Annotated in this window: 16 protein-coding genes and 2 pseudogenes; 6 read left to right on the plus strand and 12 right to left on the minus strand. The window is 72.8% G+C overall.

Annotated features, from left to right (window positions below; genetic code table 11):
• From RIF68_RS06845 to galU, 6 genes and pseudogenes are all read right to left on the minus strand, one after another.
• Window positions 1–541: pseudogene (locus tag RIF68_RS06845) on the minus strand (hypothetical protein); the annotation flags it as partial.
• 142 nt (window positions 542–683) lie between these two features.
• Window positions 684–1,307: a GNAT family protein gene (locus tag RIF68_RS06850; protein WP_309050229.1), complete on the minus strand. Its 624-nt coding sequence runs from the start codon at window positions 1,305–1,307 to the stop codon at window positions 684–686.
• On the minus strand, window positions 1,304–1,882 hold the full coding sequence (locus RIF68_RS06855) for a molybdenum cofactor biosynthesis protein B (protein ID WP_375165681.1): 579 nt from the start codon (window positions 1,880–1,882) through the stop codon (window positions 1,304–1,306). The genes RIF68_RS06850 and RIF68_RS06855 overlap by 4 nt, the downstream gene beginning before the upstream one ends.
• Entirely contained in the window at window positions 1,879–2,364 is a 486-nt protein-coding gene (moaC, locus tag RIF68_RS06860) for a cyclic pyranopterin monophosphate synthase MoaC (protein WP_309050230.1), read from the minus strand. The genes RIF68_RS06855 and moaC overlap by 4 nt, the downstream gene beginning before the upstream one ends.
• Window positions 2,365–2,421: 57 nt before the next feature.
• A complete protein-coding gene (gene glp, locus RIF68_RS06865) occupies window positions 2,422–3,690 on the minus strand; it encodes a gephyrin-like molybdotransferase Glp (RefSeq protein WP_309050243.1) in 1,269 nt (422 codons plus the stop codon).
• 103 nt (window positions 3,691–3,793) lie between these two features.
• A complete protein-coding gene (galU, locus tag RIF68_RS06870) occupies window positions 3,794–4,705 on the minus strand; it encodes a UTP--glucose-1-phosphate uridylyltransferase GalU (protein ID WP_309050231.1) in 912 nt (303 codons plus the stop codon).
• 105 nt (window positions 4,706–4,810) lie between these two features.
• Here galU and RIF68_RS06875 point away from each other — a divergent pair, with 105 nt between their 5' ends.
• Window positions 4,811–5,419, plus strand: a complete 609-nt coding sequence (locus tag RIF68_RS06875) for a 5-formyltetrahydrofolate cyclo-ligase (protein WP_309050232.1) — start codon at window positions 4,811–4,813, stop codon at window positions 5,417–5,419.
• A 73-nt stretch (window positions 5,420–5,492) separates the two neighbouring features.
• Here the strand turns inward: RIF68_RS06875 and RIF68_RS06880 are convergent, their stop codons facing one another.
• Complete coding sequence (locus RIF68_RS06880; protein WP_309050233.1) at window positions 5,493–8,291, minus strand: penicillin acylase family protein; 2,799 nt, start codon at window positions 8,289–8,291, stop codon at window positions 5,493–5,495.
• A gap of 259 nt (window positions 8,292–8,550) precedes the next feature.
• On the opposite strand from RIF68_RS06880, the gene RIF68_RS06885 reads away from it, so the two are divergent.
• The 5 genes from RIF68_RS06885 (at window position 8,551) to mscL (ending at window position 13,646) form a co-directional block, all read left to right on the plus strand.
• Window positions 8,551–10,128, plus strand: a complete 1,578-nt coding sequence (locus RIF68_RS06885; RefSeq protein ID WP_309050244.1) for a potassium/proton antiporter — start codon at window positions 8,551–8,553, stop codon at window positions 10,126–10,128.
• 322 nt (window positions 10,129–10,450) lie between these two features.
• On the plus strand, window positions 10,451–11,731 hold the full coding sequence (locus tag RIF68_RS06890) for an MFS transporter (RefSeq protein ID WP_309050234.1): 1,281 nt from the start codon (window positions 10,451–10,453) through the stop codon (window positions 11,729–11,731).
• A 68-nt stretch (window positions 11,732–11,799) separates the two neighbouring features.
• The gene (locus RIF68_RS06895) at window positions 11,800–12,129 is read left to right on the plus strand and encodes an FmdB family zinc ribbon protein (protein WP_309050235.1); all 330 of its coding nucleotides are present in this window, start codon (window positions 11,800–11,802) and stop codon (window positions 12,127–12,129) included.
• Between the two features lie 605 nt (window positions 12,130–12,734).
• Entirely contained in the window at window positions 12,735–13,007 is a 273-nt protein-coding gene (locus RIF68_RS06900; RefSeq protein ID WP_309050236.1) for a hypothetical protein, read from the plus strand.
• Between the two features lie 114 nt (window positions 13,008–13,121).
• Window positions 13,122–13,646 carry a large conductance mechanosensitive channel protein MscL gene (gene mscL / locus RIF68_RS06905; protein WP_309050237.1) on the plus strand — a complete coding sequence of 175 codons (525 nt, stop codon included), beginning with the start codon at window positions 13,122–13,124 and terminating at the stop codon, window positions 13,644–13,646.
• Window positions 13,647–13,665: 19 nt separating this feature from the next.
• On the opposite strand, the gene RIF68_RS06910 is transcribed toward mscL, so the two are convergent.
• The 5 genes and pseudogenes from RIF68_RS06910 to RIF68_RS06930 all read right to left on the minus strand — a co-directional run bounded on the left by RIF68_RS06910 (window position 13,666) and on the right by RIF68_RS06930 (window position 17,840).
• Window positions 13,666–13,881, minus strand: a complete 216-nt coding sequence (locus tag RIF68_RS06910) for a hypothetical protein (RefSeq protein WP_309050238.1) — start codon at window positions 13,879–13,881, stop codon at window positions 13,666–13,668.
• A 57-nt stretch (window positions 13,882–13,938) separates the two neighbouring features.
• Complete coding sequence (locus tag RIF68_RS06915; RefSeq protein WP_309050239.1) at window positions 13,939–14,325, minus strand: hypothetical protein; 387 nt, start codon at window positions 14,323–14,325, stop codon at window positions 13,939–13,941.
• Window positions 14,297–14,951: pseudogene (locus tag RIF68_RS06920) on the minus strand (ubiquinol-cytochrome c reductase iron-sulfur subunit); the annotation flags it as partial. The gene RIF68_RS06915 and the pseudogene RIF68_RS06920, both read right to left, overlap by 29 nt.
• The gene (locus tag RIF68_RS06925; RefSeq protein ID WP_309050241.1) at window positions 14,948–15,547 is read right to left on the minus strand and encodes a 4Fe-4S dicluster domain-containing protein; all 600 of its coding nucleotides are present in this window, start codon (window positions 15,545–15,547) and stop codon (window positions 14,948–14,950) included. The pseudogene RIF68_RS06920 and the gene RIF68_RS06925, both read right to left, overlap by 4 nt.
• 7 nt (window positions 15,548–15,554) lie before the next feature.
• Window positions 15,555–17,840 (minus strand): molybdopterin oxidoreductase family protein, encoded by a 2,286-nt coding sequence (locus RIF68_RS06930; protein WP_309050245.1) that lies wholly within the window; start codon window positions 17,838–17,840, stop codon window positions 15,555–15,557.
• Between the last annotated feature and the right edge of the window lie 32 nt (window positions 17,841–17,872).

Here is a 17,872-nt window from a genome sequence, read left to right on the forward strand (position 1 = left end):
CGCTCAGCAGCACCGCCGGGACGCCCGGTGCCCACAGGAAGGTGACGCCGCCGACCGCGGCGACGATCGCGCCGAGGGTGAAGGCGATGAAGAGGACGGTGATGGTGCGCCGGCGACGGGCGAGGACTCTGCCGCGGCGGGCGCGTTCGGCGGCGCCGCGGCGGAGCCGGGCGGGCCGGTCGCGGGCCGGTTCGGGCTCGGCGGCCTCCGGGGGGCCGGCCTGCTCCGGGAGTTCCAGGCGCGCTTCGGTCCTGGCCGCGGGCGCGGAGAAGGCCCGGACGTCGACCGAGCTGAGATGCTCGGTCACCGCGTCCGGGTCCACGTCGGGTACTGCTCCGTCCGCCGTCCGGTCCCGCTCCCTGAGCTCCTTGGCGTACCGGCGCTCCATGCCCGCCCGTCCGGACAGCAGCCGGATGGCGGTGCTGAAGCGTTCCGTGGGACGGGCTTCGTTCAGCTCGTCCTGCCGGCGGAGCCACATCGGCACCAGGTAGGCGGCCCAGGCCCCGACGATGACTGCGTAGATGAGGCCGCTGCTGCTCACGTCTCACACCGTAGAGGGGTTCGGAGACGGGCATCGGCCAATTGGCCCGGTGTGTCGCACGATCTGGCTGATATCACTGAACTTTTTTGTGATTGTTCAGATCGATTGGTGTTCAACTGACGATGAAATTCGAACACTTATTTTATTGTGCGGGGTGCTGACGTCGTGCCAGGTGCCAGCGCCGCACCAGCCCCTCCGGCACTTCCTCCGCAGTCAGCGCGTAGACCAGGTGGTCACGCCACGCCCCGTCGATGTGGAGATAGCGCGGACGCAGCCCCTCCTCACGAAATCCGAGCTTCTCCACGACCCGCCGCGAAGGCCCGTTCTCGGGACGGATGCAGACCTCCATCCGGTGCAGTCCGACCGAACGGAAGCAGTGGTCGACGGCGAGCGCCACCGCCGTCGGCATCACCCCGCGCCCCGCGACCTCGCGGTCGACCCAGTAGCCCACGTGGCCCGAGCACATCGAGCCCCAGGTGATCCCGGCCACCGTCAACTGGCCGACGAGCCGCCCCTGGTACTCGATGACGAAGGGGAGCATCCGGCCCGCGTTCGCCTCCGACCGCAGATGGCGCACCATCTGACGGTACGTCGGGCGGCGGCCGGCCGGGGCGCCCGGCGCGGGCGGCGGCACCGTCGCCTCCCAGGGCCGCAGCCACTCGCGGTTACGGCGGTTCACCTCGCGCCAGGCCCGCTGGTCCCGCATCTTTATCGGGCGCAGCAGCACGTCGCCGTCGACCAGGACCACGGGCCAGGACGGGATCATGACGTCGCGCCCGCTTCCTCCGGTCTGGGATGGTCGCCGCCCCGGATCTGGTCCACCGCGTGCCGCAGCAGCGGCTCCAGGACGGCGAGCCCGTCCCGTACCCCGCCCGTCGAACCGGGCAGGTTCACGATCAGCGTGCCGCCCGCGACACCGGCGAGGCCCCGGGAGAGCGCGGCCGTGGGGACCTTCTCGCGGCCGTACGCGCGGATGGCCTCCGGGATGCCGGGGATCTCCCGCTCCAGGACCCGGCGGGTCGCCTCGGGCGTCGCGTCGGTGGGCGAGATGCCCGTGCCGCCGGTCGTCACGATCACGTCGTACCCGGCGGCGACGCCCTCGCGCAGGGCCGCCTCGACGGGGGCGCCGTCGGGGACGACCCGGGGGCCGTCCACGGCGAACCGCATCCGGCTCAGGCCCTCGGCGATCAGCGGACCGCCCTTGTCCTCGTAGACGCCCGCCGAGGCGCGGTTGGAGGCCGTCACCACCAGGGCCCGGTAGGCGGCGGCCGGGGCTTCCGAAGGGGCGGCCGGCTCCGTGTGCTCCTCGTGGGCGCCCGCGACCCTGCCCGCCCGCGTCACGAGGCGCTCCGCGTCCAGTCGCCCGACTTGCCGCCGGTCTTCTCCTCCACCCGCACGTCGGAGATGACCGCGCCCTTGTCGACCGCCTTCACCATGTCGACGACGGTCAGGGCCGCCACCGACACCGCCGTCAGGGCCTCCATCTCGACGCCCGTACGGTCCGTGGTCCTGACCGTCGCCAGGATCTCCACCGCGTCGTCGGCGACGCGCAGGTCCAGGGTGACGCCCGAGAGGGCCAGCGGGTGGCAGAGCGGGACGAGGTCGGGGGTCTTCTTGGCGCCCATGATCCCGGCGATGCGGGCGGTGGCGAGCGCGTCGCCCTTCGGGACGCCCTCGCCGCGCAGCAGCTCGATCACGCGGGGCGAGACGAGGACCCGTCCGCTGGCCCGCGCGGTGCGGGCCGTGACGTCCTTCGCGGAGACGTCGACCATGCGGGCCGCACCCGCCTCGTCGATGTGGGTGAGTCCTTGCTGCGTGCTCATGGCCGTGACACTCCCGGTCGCTGTGTGGGACGACACCGTACCCCCACCTCCCCCTTCTCAGCCGAGGAGGACCACGTCCAGCTCCTCGCCCGGCGCCACCGACTCCGTCTCCTCCGGTACGACGATCAGGGCGTCCGCCCGTGCCAGCGCCGCGATCAGGTGGGAGCCGGCACCGCCCACGGGGGTGACGGTGCCCGCCTCCGCGTCGTACGTCCCCCGGAGGAACTGGCGGCGCCCCGCGGGTGACGTCAGCGGTCCTTGGGCGGCGAGCTCCGCCCGCACACGCGGCCGGTGGAGGTCCTCAAGGCCCCGCAGGGCCCGGATGGCGGGCCGCACGAACAGTTCGAAGGAGACGTACGAGGAGACCGGGTTGCCCGGCAGCGCGAGGAGCGGCACCTGCTCCGGGCCGATCGCGCCGAAGCCCTGCGGCTTGCCCGGCTGCATCGCCAGCTTCCGGAAGTCGACCTGGCCGTCGGCGGTCAGCGCCTCCTTCACCACGTCGTACGCGCCGACGCTCACACCACCCGTGGTGACGATCAGATCGGCCCGGATCAGCTGGTCCTCGATCATGTCGCGCAGCGCGTCGGCGTCGTCGGTGACCGCGCCCACCCGGTAGGCGAGGGCGCCCGCGTCACGCGCCGCCGCCGCCAGGGCGAAGCTGTTGGAGTCGTGGATCCGGCCCGGGCCCAGCTCCTCGCCGGGCTGGACCAGCTCGCTGCCGGTGGAGATGACGACCACCCGGGGACGCGGCCGGACCTTCACCGTGCCCCGGCCGATGGCGGCGAGCAGCCCGATCTGCGGCGGCCCCAGGACCGTGCCCGCCGCGAGCGCGAGCTCCCCCGCCTTCACGTCGCTCCCGGCGGCGCGCACATGGGCGCGGGCCTCGGCGGAACGGTGCACCCGGACCGTGCCTCCGGCGCCCTCCGGGGCGGTGCGCGCGGAGCGCATCCCGGCGGCCGCGCCCCCGCCCGTACCGCCGTCGGTCCACTCGACCGGGACGACGGCCTCGGCGCCGGGGGGCAGCGGGGCGCCGGTCATGATGCGGGCGGCCTCGCCGGGGCCGACGGTGGGCAGCCCGTCCGCGCCGGCGGCGACGTCCCCGATCACCGTGAGCACGGCGGGGAACTCCTCGGTGGCGCCAGCGACGTCGGCGACCCGGACCGCGTACCCGTCCATGGAGCTGTTGTCGAAGGGCGGCAGCGCGGCCGGCACCGTCACGTCCTCGACGAGGACGCAGCCCTGGGCGTCGAGCAGCTGGAGCTCGATCGGTTCGAGCGGACGGACCGTCGCGAGGATGTCGGCCAGGTGCTCGTCCACCGACCACAGCCCGCGCGCCGGGCCGGCGCACGGGTCGGCGGCACCCTGCCCGTGGTCGTGCCCGTGGTCGTGGGCGGGGCCGGGGGAGGGTGCCGTGCTGCTGCTCAAGGTCCTACATCTCCTCGCTGACGTATCTCCGGAGCCAGGCCCGGAAGTCCGGTCCCAGATCTTCACGCTCGCACGCGAGTCTGACAATGGCACGCAGATAGTCACCCCGGTCGCCGGTGTCGTACCGGCGGCCCTTGAACACGACGCCGTGGACCGGCCCGCCGATCTTCTCGTCCGTGGTCAGCTTCTGCAGGGCGTCGGTCAGCTGGATCTCCCCGCCCCGGCCCGGCTCGGTCTCCCGCAGCATCCCGAAGACGGCCGGGTCGAGCACGTACCGGCCGATGATCGCGTAGTTGCTGGGGGCCTCGTGCGGCTCCGGCTTCTCGACCAGGCCCGTCACCTTCACCACGTCGGAGTCGACCGTCGCCTCGACCGCCGCGCAGCCGTACTGGTGGATCTGCGCCGGGTCGACCTCCATCAGCGCGATCACGCTGCCGCCCTCCCGCTCCTGGACCTCCACCATCCGCGCGAGCAGCGGATCGCGCGGATCGATCAGGTCGTCGCCGAGGAGCACCGCGAACGGCTGGTCGCCGACGTGCGGGGCCGCGCACAGCACCGCGTGGCCGAGGCCGCGGGGGGCGCCCTGGCGTACGTAGTGCATGGTCGCGAGGTCGTTGGACTCCTGGACCTTGGAGAGGCGCTCGTCGTCCCCCTTGCGGCTGAGGGCCTCCTCCAGCTCGTAGTTGCGGTCGAAGTGGTCCTCCAGGGGCCGCTTGTTCCGGCCGGTGATCATGAGCACGTCGGTGAGGCCGGCCGCGACGGCCTCCTCGACGACGTACTGGATCGCCGGCTTGTCGACGACCGGCAGCATCTCCTTCGGCGTCGCCTTGGTCGCCGGGAGGAAGCGGGTGCCGAGGCCGGCGGCCGGGATGACAGCCTTGCTGATCCGGCCGAGGCTGGGGAACGACTGAGTCATGCCGTGCACCTTAACGGTTGGGAATGAGGGGAAGATGTGGATCCGATTAACTTCGCCCGCATAAAGACAGTTACGAGAGGTTCGCGAAGTTCACGTGAGGCCGTCATGACCGCGGAGTTGTCCGAGAAGACCCTGTTGCGCCGCCGCCTGCTCGACGCGCGCGCCGCGCTGTCCGCCGAGTCCCTCGGACGGACGTCCGCGGCGCTCGCCGAGCACGGCCTCGAACTGGCCGAGCTGGCCGGGGCGTCCACCGTCGCCGCCTATGTGTCGGTGGGCCGCGAGCCCGGCACGCGCGCCCTGCTCGACGCGCTGCGCGAGCGCGGGGTACGGGTCCTGCTGCCGGTCCTGCTGCCCGACAACGACCTGGACTGGGCGGAGTACGAGGGGCCGGGGGCGCTGGCGAAGGCGGGTCGCGGGCTGCTCGAACCGGCCGGCCCCCGGCTCGGTCCCGAGGCGGTGTGCGCCGCCGACGCCGTGCTGCTGCCGGGGCTCGCCGTGGACGGGCGGGGCATGCGGCTCGGCCGGGGCGGCGGCTCGTACGACCGGGTCCTCGCCCGGCTCGCCCGGGCGGGCGCCGACCCGGCCCTCGTGGTGCTCCTGTACGCGAACGAGGTGGTCGCCCGGGTCCCGGAGGAACCCCACGACCACCCCGTGCACGCGGTGGTCACCCCCGAGGGGGTGACGCGCTTCCGGCCGGCGGGGCCGGCGGCCTGACCGCCCGTGCCCCGGAGGCTCCGGGCCGGGCGGCCGTGCGGGTGGTCCCCGGCCCGGGACCGCCCGGCCGCTCCTACGGCTTCAGCGTCAGCGTGTCCTCGGTCGCCGCGGCGACCGCCTCCTTGCCGAACGGCCAGTCGTACAGCTCGCCCTTCGCCCACGTGTCCGTCTGGTCGGTGTAGTGGTCGTGGAAGGCGTGCCCGGAGGCGCCGGTCAGGTTGACCCAGCGGGACCTGTCCCAGTCGCCGACGTTGACGACCATCCGCATCGACGGCACCCAGACGACCTCGTAGCCGCCGGCCGCGTTCCAGCCGGTGGCGTCGACCGCCGCCTCGCCGCCGCCCAGGTTCCAGGGGCCGCGGTTGAGGAGCTTGCGCACGGCGCCGGGCCCGGCGGTGCCGAGGGTCTGGTTCTCCAGCGTCAGCTGGTGCAGCCGGCCCCAGCTCCAGGTGGAGACGTCCTTGCCGAGCTTGGCGGTCAGCTCCCAGCGGGCGTCCTTCATGGCCCGGGCGAGCAGCTGGTCACGGGTCTCGGTGGCCGCGTCGGTACGGCTGCCGGGCGTCTTCCACCAGTCGTTCCTCTCCTGCTTCAGGAGCGGGCGGACCACCTCGTACCAGCGGTCGCCGCCGTCCGGCTGCGCCGAGTCCGCGTCGCGCTCGCCGCACTCGCGGACCGGCTCGCGCTGCTCGTCGACCGGGCCGGTGGCGTCGGCCGGGATCACGTTGATGCAGTCGCCCTCGGCACGCACCTCCCTGGGCAGCTTGTTGCCGAAGGCCAGCTTGAGGACGTTGCGCCAGACCGCGTTGAAGTAGGCGGCGGCGGCCGAGTCCGGCTCCTGCGTGTAGTCCCAGCCCTCCAGGAGCTTCTGCGCCTCGCGGACGTACGGGTCGGAGATGTCGATCTTCAGCAGGAGCGGGTTGAGCAGGGCCGCGATCTGGCTGCGGTTGTCGGTCTGCATGGTCCGCATGTCGTCCGGCGAGATCTTGCCGCCGTCCTTGATCTTCGACTCGATGAGGTCGTTGATCCGCTGGCTGCGCGCGCCGTAGCCCCAGTCCTTGGTGAGCAGGTCCGGGTAGGTCTTCGGGTCGATCACGGCCTGGTTGGCGGTGACGATGTAGCCGCGGTCCGGGTCGTACTCGTAGGGCAGCTGCTCGAAGGGAATGTAGCCCTTCCACTTGTACCTCGAGTCCCAGCCGGGCGCGGGCAGGGTGCCGTCGCCCTTGGCGCGCTGCGGGATCCGGCCCGGGGCCTGGTAGCCGATGTGGCCCTCGGTGTCGGCGTAGATCAGGTTCTGGGAGGGGACCTCGAAGAACTTGGCGGCGGCCCGGAACTCGGGGAAGTCCTTCGCCCGGTTGAGCGCGAAGATGGCGTCCATGGAGCGGCCGGGCTGCAGCGCGGTCCACTGGAGGGAGACGCCGTAGCCGGTGGCGCGGTCCGGGGCGGAGTTGCCGACGGGGGCGGTCTGGCCGACCTTCTCCAGCTCGGTGGAACGGTCGGAGACGAGCGGTCCGTTGCCGGTGGAGCGGACGGTGATCGTACGGCTCCCGCCGCCCGCGATCCTGATCGTCTCCTCGCGGGTGGTGAAGGGGCGGACCTTGCCGTCGACGAGGTAGCCGTTCGGGCCGATCTTCTCCAGGTAGAGGTCGGTGACGTCGGCGCCGAGGTTGGTGAGGCCCCAGGCGATGGAGTCGTTGTGACCGATGACCACGCCGGGCATGCCGGAGAAGGTGTAGCCGGCAACGTCGTAGCGGCAGGTGGCCGAGACGGAGCGGCAGTGCAGGCCCATCTGGTACCAGAGGGACGGCAGCTGCGGCGCGAGGTGCGGGTCGTTGGCGAGGAGCGGCTTGCCGGAGGTGGTGTAGCGCCCGGCGACGACCCAGGAGTTGGAGCCGATGCCGTTGCCGTTCGGGCCGAGGAGCGACGGGACGGAGTCGAGGACCTCGGAGAGCGCGCCGAGCTGGGACTGGGCGCCGAGCGCGGACTGCGCGTCGGCACCGGAGCCGGTGCCGGTCCCTGAGCCGGTCCCCGTGTCCGTACCGATGCCGCTGTCCGTGCCCGTGCCCGTGCCGGAGTCCTCGGAGGTGCCGCTCTCGCCGGAGCCGGACTTCGGGTCGAAGGCGCCCGTCGAGTCGTCGACGGCGCCCCGGTCCACGATCGGCTGGTGCAGGGCGTACGGGTACTCCGGGTACAGCTGCTTGATCTGGGCCGCGGACAGCCGGCTGGTGAGCAGCGAGCGGTCGATCTCGTCCTGCATGTTGCCGCGCAGGTCCCACGCCATGGCCTTGAGCCAGGCCACCGAGTCGACCGGGGTCCACGGCTCGATGGTGTAGTCGTGGGAGAAGGAGAGCGCCGCGTACTCGACGGAGACGTCGGACGGGTCCCGGTCCTTGAGATAGGCGTTGACGCCCTCCGCGTACGCCTGGAGATACTTCTTCGTCTCCGGCGACAGGCGCTTGTCGTACTCCTCCTGCGCGACCCGGCGCCAGCCGAGGGTCCGCAGGAAGGCGTCCGTGTCGACCTGGCTCTCGCCGAACATCTCGGAGAGACGGCCCGCGGTCATGTGCCGGCGGACGTCCATCTCGTAGAAGCGGTCCTGCGCCTGGACGTAGCCCTGGGCGCGGAAGAGGTCCGCCTCGTTGTCGGCGTAGATCTGCGGGACTCCGTTGGCGTCCCGCTTGACCTCGACGTCGCCGGACAGGGCGTCGAGCCGGATCTCGCCCGTCGTCTGCGGGAACGAGCCCCGGACGGTGCTCACACCCCAGTAACCGCCGGCCCCGAAGCCCGCGACCAGCGCGAGGACCAGGACGAGGAGGAGCAGGCGGGCACGCCGCCCTTTCTTCTTGGCGGGGGGCGCGGTCGTGTTGGAGGGCATCGCTGTCCTTCGAGGGGCAGGGTGGTCCTGGAGTACGGGAGCAACCTTAGGCGCAGCACCCGGACGCCTCGGACGCGGTGTCAGGAAGAGAACCGTACGGATGAGCGAGGGCAGGCAAAGACGGCGTCAAGAAAACGTTAAAGATTAGGTAAGGTAACGAAGTACCGGCCGCTGGAGGAACGATCCGGCTGGCGTGCGAGGGGAAGGAACGGCACTGACTGTCCACCAGCTCAACGAACTCCTGCTCATCTGTTCCCTCGTGCTGCTCATCGCCGTCGCGGCCGTACGGATCTCCTCCCGCAGCGGGCTCCCCAGCCTCCTGCTGTACCTGGGGATCGGCATCGCGATGGGCCAGGACGGCGTCGGCGGTGTCGCCTTCGACAACGCCGAGCTGACGCAGGTCATCGGCTACGCGGCCCTCGTCGTGATCCTCGCCGAGGGCGGCCTCGGCACGAAGTGGAAGGAGATCCGGCCGGCCCTGCCCACCGCGGTCGTCCTCTCCACCCTCGGCGTCGCCGTCAGCGTCGGCATCACCGCCGCGGGCGCCCACTACCTCGTCGGCCTGGAGTGGCGGCAGGCGCTCATCATCGGCGCGGTCGTCTCCTCGACCGACGCCGCCGCCGTCTTCTCCGTCCTGCGCAAGGTGCCCCTGCCCTCGCGGGTCACCGGTGTCCTGGAGGCCGAGTCCGGCTTCAACGACGCCCCGGTCGTCATCCTCGTCGTCGCCTTCTCCACCGCGGGACCGGTCGACCACTGGTACGTCCTCGTCGGCACCATCGCCCTCGAACTCGCCATCGGCGTCGCCATCGGCCTCACGGTCGGCTTCCTCGGCGCCTACGGCCTCCGGCACGTCGCCCTGCCCGCCTCCGGCCTCTACCCGATCGCCGTCATGGCCATCGCCGTCGTCGCCTACGCGGCCGGCGCCCTCGCCCACGGATCCGGCTTCCTCGCCGTCTACCTCGCCTCGATGGTCCTCGGCAACGCCAAGCTGCCGCACGCCCCCGCCAACCGGGGGTTCGCCGAGGGGCTCGGCTGGATCGCCCAGATCGGCATGTTCGTCCTGCTCGGGCTGCTCGTCACCCCGCACGAGCTGATCAACGACTTCTGGCCGGCCGTCGTCATCGGCCTGGTCCTGACGATGGTCGCCCGGCCCATGGAGGTGCTGGTCAGCCTGCTGCCCTTCCGCATCCCCTGGCAGGAGCAGGCGCTGATGTCCTGGGCCGGCCTGCGCGGCGCGGTGCCCATCATCCTCGCCACCATCCCGATGGTGGCGCAGATCGAGGGCAGCGAACGGATCTTCAACATCGTCTTCGTCCTCGTCGTCGTCTACACCCTCGTCCAGGGCCCGACGCTGCCGTGGCTCGCCAAGGCCCTCAAGCTCGGCGACAACGCCGGGGCCTCCGACCTGGGCGTCGAGTCCGCCCCGCTGGAGCGGCTGCGCGGACACCTGCTCTCCGTCGCGATCCCGGACGGCTCGCGGATGCACGGCGTGGAGGTCGGTGAACTGCGCCTGCCGCCGGGAGCCGCCGTCACCCTCGTCGTACGCGAGGAGGCCAGCTTCGTGCCCGGGCCGACCACCGTCCTGCGGCACGGCGACGAGCTCCTCGTGGTCGCCACCGACCCGGTGCGGGACGCGACCGAGCGCCGGCTCCGGGCGGTCGGACAGGGCGGCAAGCTGGCCGGCTGGCTCGGCACGGGCGACGGCAGGACCGAGGTCACGACCACCCCGACCCGCTTCCGCCTGCCGGGGACCCGCAGGCGGAAGCCGTCGAAGGCCGGACGCGGAAAGCCGCCGAAGGCGGGGCAGGGGAAGCGGAGCACCCGGGGCCCGCGCTAGGGCGGCCTTCCGGCTCCGCGTGACGTGCGCCACGGCGGGAGCGGCGCACATCCCCGGATTCGGGCACGAAAACCAGGCATGGAAAGAGGGGCGGGGGCGTTTCCCAGGCGGGAGGACGCTCCTCCCCTGTACCATGAAGGCACACCTGATCGAACCAACTCTGCCTGACGCAGAGCTGGCGCGACCGTATGGCGGCCGTGGCGCCCCTCCCCGCAGTGGGGCCGGCCCGGTATCTACCGCAGTTCCGCGCAAGAGGACAGCTCTCGGCGACATCGGCACCACCGTGCCGGGCGCGCTACCAGGCGGCAGAAAGGCAAGGACCGTGGCGTCCACGGTCAACTCCTCCGGGAAGCGGCCCGGCTACGGGCAGCTGCTGCGCACCCCCGGTGCGCTCTCCTTCCTGATCCCCGGCTTCGCCGCCCGGCAGCCGTTCGCGATGCTGACCATCGGCATCGTCCTGCTCGTCCAGCACACCACCGGCTCGTACGGCAGCGCGGGCGCCGTCGCCGCCGCCACCGGCGTCTCCATGGCGCTCTTCGCGCCGCAGAGCGGCAAGCTCGCCGACCGCTTCGGCCAGCGCGCCGTCCTGATCCCGGGCGTCCTGGTCCACGCGGCCTCGGTCTCCCTGCTCGTCGCCCTGGCCCTGGGCGGCGCCCCGCTGTGGGTCCTGTTCCTGGCCGCCGTCCCCGCCGGTGCCTCGGTGCCGCAGGTCGGTCCGATGGTCCGGGCACGCTGGGCCGCCAAGCTCGACGGCACGCCGCTCATGCAGACCTCCGCCGCCTTCGAATCGGTCACGGACGAGTTCACCTTCGTCGTCGGCCCGGTCCTCGCCACCGCCCTGTGCACCGGCGTCCACCCGGCCGCGGGCCTGATCGCCGAGGCCGGCCTCACCCTCGTCGGCGGTCTGTTCTTCGCCGCCCAGCGCGCCACCCAGCCCGCCCACGGGGCGGTCGCCGCGGCCGCGCACGGCGACGAGCCGCACCGCTCCGCCCTGTCCATCCCCGGCGTCCGCGTCCTGATCGTCGCCTTCCTCGGCATCGGCTCGGTCTTCGGCGGCATGCAGGTCTCCCTCACCGCCTTCACGGAGGAGATCGGCAACCCCGGCGCCAACGGCGTGCTGTACGGCATCTTCGCCGCGGGCAACATGCTCGCCGGCGTCGCCATGGGCGCCGTCGCCTGGAAGATCGGGCCCCGCCGCCGCCTCATCCTGGGCTACGCGGGCCTCACGGCCGCCGCCTCCCTGCTGTGGACGGCGCACTCCGTGCTCCTGCTCGGCGCGCTCGGCCTGGTCGTCGGCCTGTGCATCGCCCCGGCCCTGATCACCGGCTACACCATCGTCGAGACGCTGATCCCGGCCTCGGCCCGTACGGAGGCCTTCACCTGGCTCACCGGCGCCGTCGCGCTCGGCCAGGCCGCGGCCGTCACGGTCGCCGGCCGCCTGGCCGACGCCCACGGCGCGAGCACCGGTTTCCTGGTGCCGATGGCGGGCACGGCGCTCGCCCTGGTGACCCTGCTGGCGCTCCGCTCGCGGCTCAACCCGCGCGAGGCGAGCCGGGTCGCGGCACGTGGTGTCGGTCACCGAGTCCCGGTGGCGGTGGACTGAACCGGCGGAATACGTCAGTATGGATCGTCGTTAGCACTCGATGAGTGTGAGTGCCAGGAGGAAGACACGTGCCGACCTACCAGTACCAGTGCACCGAGTGCGGCGAGGGCCTCGAGGCGGTGCAGAAGTTCACCGATGACGCGCTGACCGAATGCCCCAGCTGCAAGGGCCGCCTGAAGAAGGTGTTCTCGGCCGTCGGCATCGTCTTCAAGGGTTCCGGCTTCTACCGGAACGACAGCCGCGGCTCCTCGTCCAGCAGCTCGCCGGCGTCGTCCGGCGCGTCGAAGTCCTCCACGGGCTCGGCGTCCTCGACCCCGTCGGCCTCGTCCTCCTCGGACACGAAGCCGGCCGCGTCGACGTCGTCGTCCGGTGCGAGCAGCTCCACCTCGGCCGCCTGAGCCGATCCCCGTCCTGCCGAGGGCCCCGTCGCGATGTGCGGCGGGGCCCTCGGCGTTCTGCCCCTTCACCCCTGCGGGTGAAGGGGTTTTCCACAGGCGCGGGCCGGTCCACAGGCCGGAGCGGGGGACGGGCGCGGCGAGGAGAGTGAGGGGCGACGGGCCGCCCGTGCGGGCGGTGCGTCGGTACGTTCCCGACTCCTCCGACCGAACAGGCGGTGTGCCCCGTGGTGTCCGTACGCGCAGTGGAGCCCGAGCTCCTCACCCCCGGCCTTCCGGGTTCCCTTCCCTCGCCCTCCCCTGCCTCACTGTCCTCCTCGCTCTCCTCCTCCGTTTTCGCCGTCCCGTCGTCGTCCGTTCCGCCGCCGTGCGCGGTGCCGGCCTTCGCGCCGTTGCGGGTACGGGGCGGGAGGCGGGGCCGGCCGCGGCTCGGGCGCGGTGGCGCGGGGAGGGCGGGGCCGCGCCGGGGGCGGGTGCTTCCGGCGGCGCTCCTGGCACTCGCGGCCGCCTCCCTCGCCGTCGCGGGCGGAAGCCCTCCTCCCCCGCCCGGGCCCGAGCCCGCGACGGCCGCCGTGCCCGCGGCCCGGGCGTCCGGGGCCGCGCGGCCGGTGTCCGCGCCGGTACGGATCGCGGACGCCGCGACCGTACGGCTGCTGCGGCCCGGCGACCGGGTCGACGTGATCGCCGCGCCGTCGACGGCCCTCGGCGGGGGCGGCGCGGCGCGGGTGGTGGCGCGGGGCGCCCGGGTGGCCGCGGTACCGCCCGGGAACGCGGCCCGGCCGGACGCGGGGGCGCTGGTCGTCCTGTCCGTGCCCCGGTCGACGGCGGTGGCGCTGGCCGGTGCCGGCGTCACGTCCTCGTTGGCGGTGGTCCTGTGCTGACGCTCGTCGCCCCGCCGTTGATTCACCTTCACGGGTGTACGGATTGGACGTTTCTGCGGCCCAGGCGGCCTAATGACTGCGCACACTGCAGTACTCGCGACGAAAGGCACCTTGGTGGCCGAGAAGAAGGAAAGCGTGATGGCGGGCTTCAAGGCCTTCCTGATGCGCGGCAACGTGATCGATCTCGCGGTGGCGGTCGTCATCGGTGCCGCGTTCACCAACATCGTGAACTCGGTGGTCAAGGGCGTCATCAACCCGCTGGTGGGGGCCTTCGGCACGAAGGACCTGGAGAGCTACCAGTCCTGTCTGAAGGGCCCCTGCCGGATCGACGACGCGGGGAACGCGGTCTCCGGCATCCCGATCATGTGGGGCACCGTGCTCAGCGCCGTCCTCAGCTTCCTGATCACGGCGGCCGTCGTCTACTTCCTGATGGTCCTGCCGATGGCGAAGGTCCTCGCCAGGCGCGCCGCGCACGACAAGGCGAAGGAAGGCGTCCAGGAGACCATGGAGATCAGCGAGCTGGAGGTCCTGAAGGAGATCCGCGACCACCTCGTGGCCCAGCGCGGTCCCGTCCCTGGGACGGGCTCGGGCCCGGGCACCGGCTCCGCCGGGGGTTCGGGGGCGCACCCCACCTCCTGACCCGCGCGGCGCGGGGATCTCAGAGGTGGTGCGGCGGCTTCTCGTCGAGGAAGCGCGCGAGGTCGGCGGCGCTGTCGCCGCCGGCGGGAGGCCGCTCGCCCCACCCGCGGTCCGTGTCGTCCGCGGACTGCTGGTCCAGCGGATCGTCGAAGACGAGTGCCGGCTTCGGAGTGTTCTCGGAGTGTTCGCCGGACTGCTTCGCGTCTCGCGGGCCGTGGGCGGGGGCGGTGCTCATGTCTTCAGGGTACGCCGCGGGTCCCGCCCCGCACCCGCCCGGCCGGGCGGGTGCGGGTCAGCGGTCGTCCGGGTCGAGCGCCCACAGTCCGAGCACCACCAGGAACGACAGGACGAGGAAGCCGGCGCCCCACCAGGCGGTGCCGGTGTCACCGGCCATCCACTCGTCCACCACCACCGTCAGGCCCCAGAGCTGGCCGGCGACCACGGTGAGCGCCAGTGCCAGACGGGCCGACAGTTTCGAGGAGCGCTCCGGCTCCTGTTCCGTGCCCGCGCCCGGGCCGGGCCCGGTGTGCCGGGTCCGGGGGTCGCCGTAGCCGCTGGTCGGGCGGAGCTGCGGATAGCGCTCGCGGACGGGCCGGTTGAGCCGCGGCTCGGCGCTGCCGGGGGTGTAGGCGGGCGGGCGCGGGGCCCGCGGATCGCGGGGAAAGCGCGGTGCGGTCACGGGCGGTCGCTCCCTTCGGCCGGGGCGGAGGCGTTCCGGCAGAGGGCCGTGTCGCCGCCCTGCTGCCGGCAGAGGGCCTCGCGGGCGTCCTCGCCGGAGCGGGCCGTGCCGATCGCCCAGACGCTGCCGTCCTCCCGCTCCTGGAGCAGCACCTTCGGCAGCGCGCGGGGTGGCGGGCCCGCGGTGACGGCTCCGGTGCGGGCGTCGAAGACGCCTTCGTGGCAGGGGCAGTACAACTCGCCCTCGCCGCCCCGGTCCCTGCGCCACAGGACCGCGCAGGCGAGGTGGGTGCAGACGGCGGAGTAGCCGGCGAGGGTGCCGTCGTCCATGCGGACGGCGATCGCCCGGTCCTCGGCCCCGGGGTAGCGGAAGGCGAGCGACTCCCCCGGCGCGATCCGGTCGGCGATCCTCCTCGGCTCGGGCGGTCCCTCGCCGTCGCCGTGCCGGTGGAGGACGCCGGAGGCGACGGCGACCCCGCCGACGGCCAGACCGCCGGAGACGGTGGCGACGATGCGCAGGTAGTCGCGGCGGGTGGTGAGGGAGTCGGCGGCGATCCGGTCGTGCAGCGCCTCCTGCGCGGCGTCGGCGGATCCCGGGGCCGGCGGCTGCGGGTCGGTCACGCTCACCGGACGTCCTTTCCGTTGATCTCCACGACCGGCAGGCCGCCGGGGACGGGCCACTCGACCTTGTCGGCCGGGACGACCATGGCGACGCCGGTGGTGACGGTGGTCGAGCCGAAGGTGAAGGAGTCGGCGACCTGGACGCCGGGGCGTTCGGTGCGGAGTTCGTCGAGGGTGCCGTAGAAGAGGGCACCGGTGGGGCAGACGGTGGCGCACATCGGGGCGAGTCCGTAGGAGGTGCGGTCGTAGCAGAGGTTGCACTTCATCTGGAGCTTGGCGCCCAGGTCGATCTTCGGTACGCCGAAGGGGCAGGCGTTGACGCAGTTGGCGCAGCCGATGCAGCGGGTGGTGTCGGCCTCCTGCACCACCCCGTCGGCGGTGACCAGGATGGCGTCGGCGGGGCAGACCTCGGCGCAGGGGGCGACCGGGTCCTCGCAGTGCATGCAGACGGTGGGGAGGGAGGCGACGGAACGGCCCTCGTCGGGGTAGTCCAAGTGGATCATCGACTTCCCCCGGTGGGAGTCGCATTCGCGGCAGGCGGAGACACAGGCCTGGCAGCCGATGCAGCGGCCCGGGTCGATGAAGAGGGTGCGGCCCATCATCGGTGGCTCAGCTCCTCTCGGCGGTGCCCCGGCCCTGCGGGGCCGTGGGGGGCAGGGGGTCGGTGCGGGAGACCTGGGTCTCCGGGTCGGCGGTGCGCCCGGGGGCGGTGGGGGGCGGGGGGACCTGGTCGACGCGTTCGGCGGGTTCGACGCGGGCGGCGCACACCTTGTACTCGGGGATCTTGGAGCGCGGGTCGAGGGCGTCGATGGTCAGGGTGTTGGCGGCGGTGGGGACGGGCCAGTGGTAGGGGACGAAGACCGTGTCCGGGCGGATGGCCTCGGTGACCAGGGCGGGGAAGACGGCGCTGCCGCGGCGGGTGACGACGCGGACGGGGTCGCCGTTGCCGAAGCCGTGGGAGGGGTGGACCTCGACCCACGGGCGGGGGGTCTGTTCGACGAGGGCGCCCAGACGGCGGGTCTGGTTTCCGGAGAGGAAGTGGGCGACGGTGCGGCCGGTGGTCAGCGAGAGCGGGAACTCCTCGCTGTACGGGTCCATGGGCGGATGCCATTCGACGACCTGGAGGTGGATCTTGCCGTCGGGGTGGTAGGTCCTGCCGTCCTCGAAGAGGCGGGGGGTGCCCGGGTGGTCGGTGGAGGGACAGGGCCAGGCGATGCCGCCGGTCTCCTCCAGGCGCTCGTAGGTGATGCCGTAGTAGTCGTTGACGGTGCCGGCGGAGGCGACGCGGAGTTCCTCGAAGACCGAGCGGGAGTCGGGGAAGTCGAACTTGTCCCCGGCGCCGAGCCGGCGGGCGAGTTCGCGGATGACCCAGGTGTCGGTGCGGACGCCCGCCGGGGGCTCCTGGGCCTTGTTGTGCTTGACGACCCGGGCCTCGGCGTTGGCCATGACGCCTTCGTCCTCGGCCCAGACGGTGACGGGGAGGACGACGTGGGCGTTGGCGGCGGTCTCGGAGAGGAAGAAGTCGAGCTGGGCGTGGAACTGGAGGGTGTCGTAGCCCTCCTTGACGGTGGCGTGGTGGGGGAGGGAGACGAAGGGGTTGTTGCAGATGCCGATGAGACCGCGGATCTCCTGGCGCCGCATCTGCCAGACCATTTCCATCATGGAGGTGCCGGCGGGCGGCAGTTCGGCCTCGTCGATGCCCCAGATCTCGCAGATCTGGCGGCGGTGCTCGGGGTCGGAGATGGAGCGTCCGCCGGGCAGGAGGTCGGACTTCTGGCCGTGCTCCCGGCCGCCCTGGCCGTTGCCCTGGCCGGTGATGGTGCCGTAGCCGGCGCCGGGCCGGCCGATGTTGCCGGTGGCGACGCAGAGGTTGATGACCGAGAGACAGTTCTCGACGCCCTGGGAGTGGTGCTCGATGCCCCGGGCGTGCCAGGCCATCGCCTTCTCGGCGCCGGCGAAGAGGCGGGCCACCTGGACGATCTGCTCCTCCGGGACACCGCAGATCCGCGCGGCGCGGGACGGCGGGTACTGGGCGACGGTCGCCCTGACCTCGTCCCAGCCGGTGGTGTGGGCGGCGAGGTAGGCCTCGTCGGTGAGGCCCTCGGCGACGACCACGTGCAGGACGGCGTTGAAGAAGGCGGAGTCGGTCCCCGGTCTGAGGGCGACGTGGATGTCGGCGGTGCGGGCGACGGCCGTCTCGCGCGGGTCGACGACGATGAGGGTGGCGCCCCGGTCGCGGGCTCCCCACACGTACTGCGTCATGACGGGGAAGCACTCGCCGACGTTGGAGCCGGCGATGAGGAGGCAGTCGGTGAGGAGGATGTCGGAGAAGGGGTTGCCGGCCCGGTCGATGCCGAAGGCGAGCTTGTTGGCACCGGCGGCGGAGACCATGCACAGACGCCCGTTGTAGTCGACGTGCCGGGTCTTCAGCGCGACCCGGGCGAACTTGCCGACGAGATAGGTCTTCTCCGAGTACAGGCTCGCCCCGCCGAGGACGCCGAAGGCGTCGTTGCCGTACTCCCCCTGGACGCGGCGGATCTCGGCGGCGGTGTGGTCGAGGGCCTCCTCCCAGGAGACCTCGCGGAACTCCTCGTCGCGGTGGCGGCGGAGCAGCGGGCGGGTGAGCCGGTCGGGGTGGTTGACCTGCTGGTAGGCGTTGATGCCTTTGGGACAGAGCCGCATGCGGTTGATGTCGTGGTTGCGGGGTTCGACGCCGAAGACCTTGCCGGCGTGGTCGACCCGCAGGTACATGCCGCACTGGACCCCGCAGAAGCAGCAGTGGGTGGGGACGAGGGTCTCGCCGCGCTGGTCGGCGTGCCACCGGTCGGCGGGCAGCGCTCCGGCGTCCCGGAAGGCGCGGGCGCCGGGCGGGGCGACGGAGGGGTCGAGCGGCAGCGCCCGTGCGGGCGGGTTCGCGGGGTCGGTCG

The sequence above is a fragment of the Streptomyces sp. genome (genome assembly GCF_031178505.1).
Lineage (GTDB): Bacteria > Actinomycetota > Actinomycetes > Streptomycetales > Streptomycetaceae > Streptomyces > Streptomyces gulbargensis.

What these genes read in the sequence shown, in the direction of transcription:
- RIF68_RS06850 (WP_309050229.1), bottom strand. Translation starts at nt 1,307, where the DNA reads ATGATCCCGTCCTGGCCCGTGGTCCTGGTCGACGGCGACGTGCTGCTG.
- moaC (WP_309050230.1), bottom strand. Translation starts at nt 2,364, where the DNA reads ATGAGCACGCAGCAAGGACTCACCCACATCGACGAGGCGGGTGCGGCC.
- galU (WP_309050231.1), bottom strand. Translation starts at nt 4,705, where the DNA reads ATGACTCAGTCGTTCCCCAGCCTCGGCCGGATCAGCAAGGCTGTCATC.
- RIF68_RS06875 (WP_309050232.1), top strand. Translation starts at nt 4,811, where the DNA reads ATGACCGCGGAGTTGTCCGAGAAGACCCTGTTGCGCCGCCGCCTGCTC.
- RIF68_RS06880 (WP_309050233.1), bottom strand. Translation starts at nt 8,291, where the DNA reads ATGCCCTCCAACACGACCGCGCCCCCCGCCAAGAAGAAAGGGCGGCGT.
- RIF68_RS06910 (WP_309050238.1), bottom strand. Translation starts at nt 13,881, where the DNA reads ATGAGCACCGCCCCCGCCCACGGCCCGCGAGACGCGAAGCAGTCCGGC.
- RIF68_RS06925 (WP_309050241.1), bottom strand. Translation starts at nt 15,547, where the DNA reads ATGATGGGCCGCACCCTCTTCATCGACCCGGGCCGCTGCATCGGCTGC.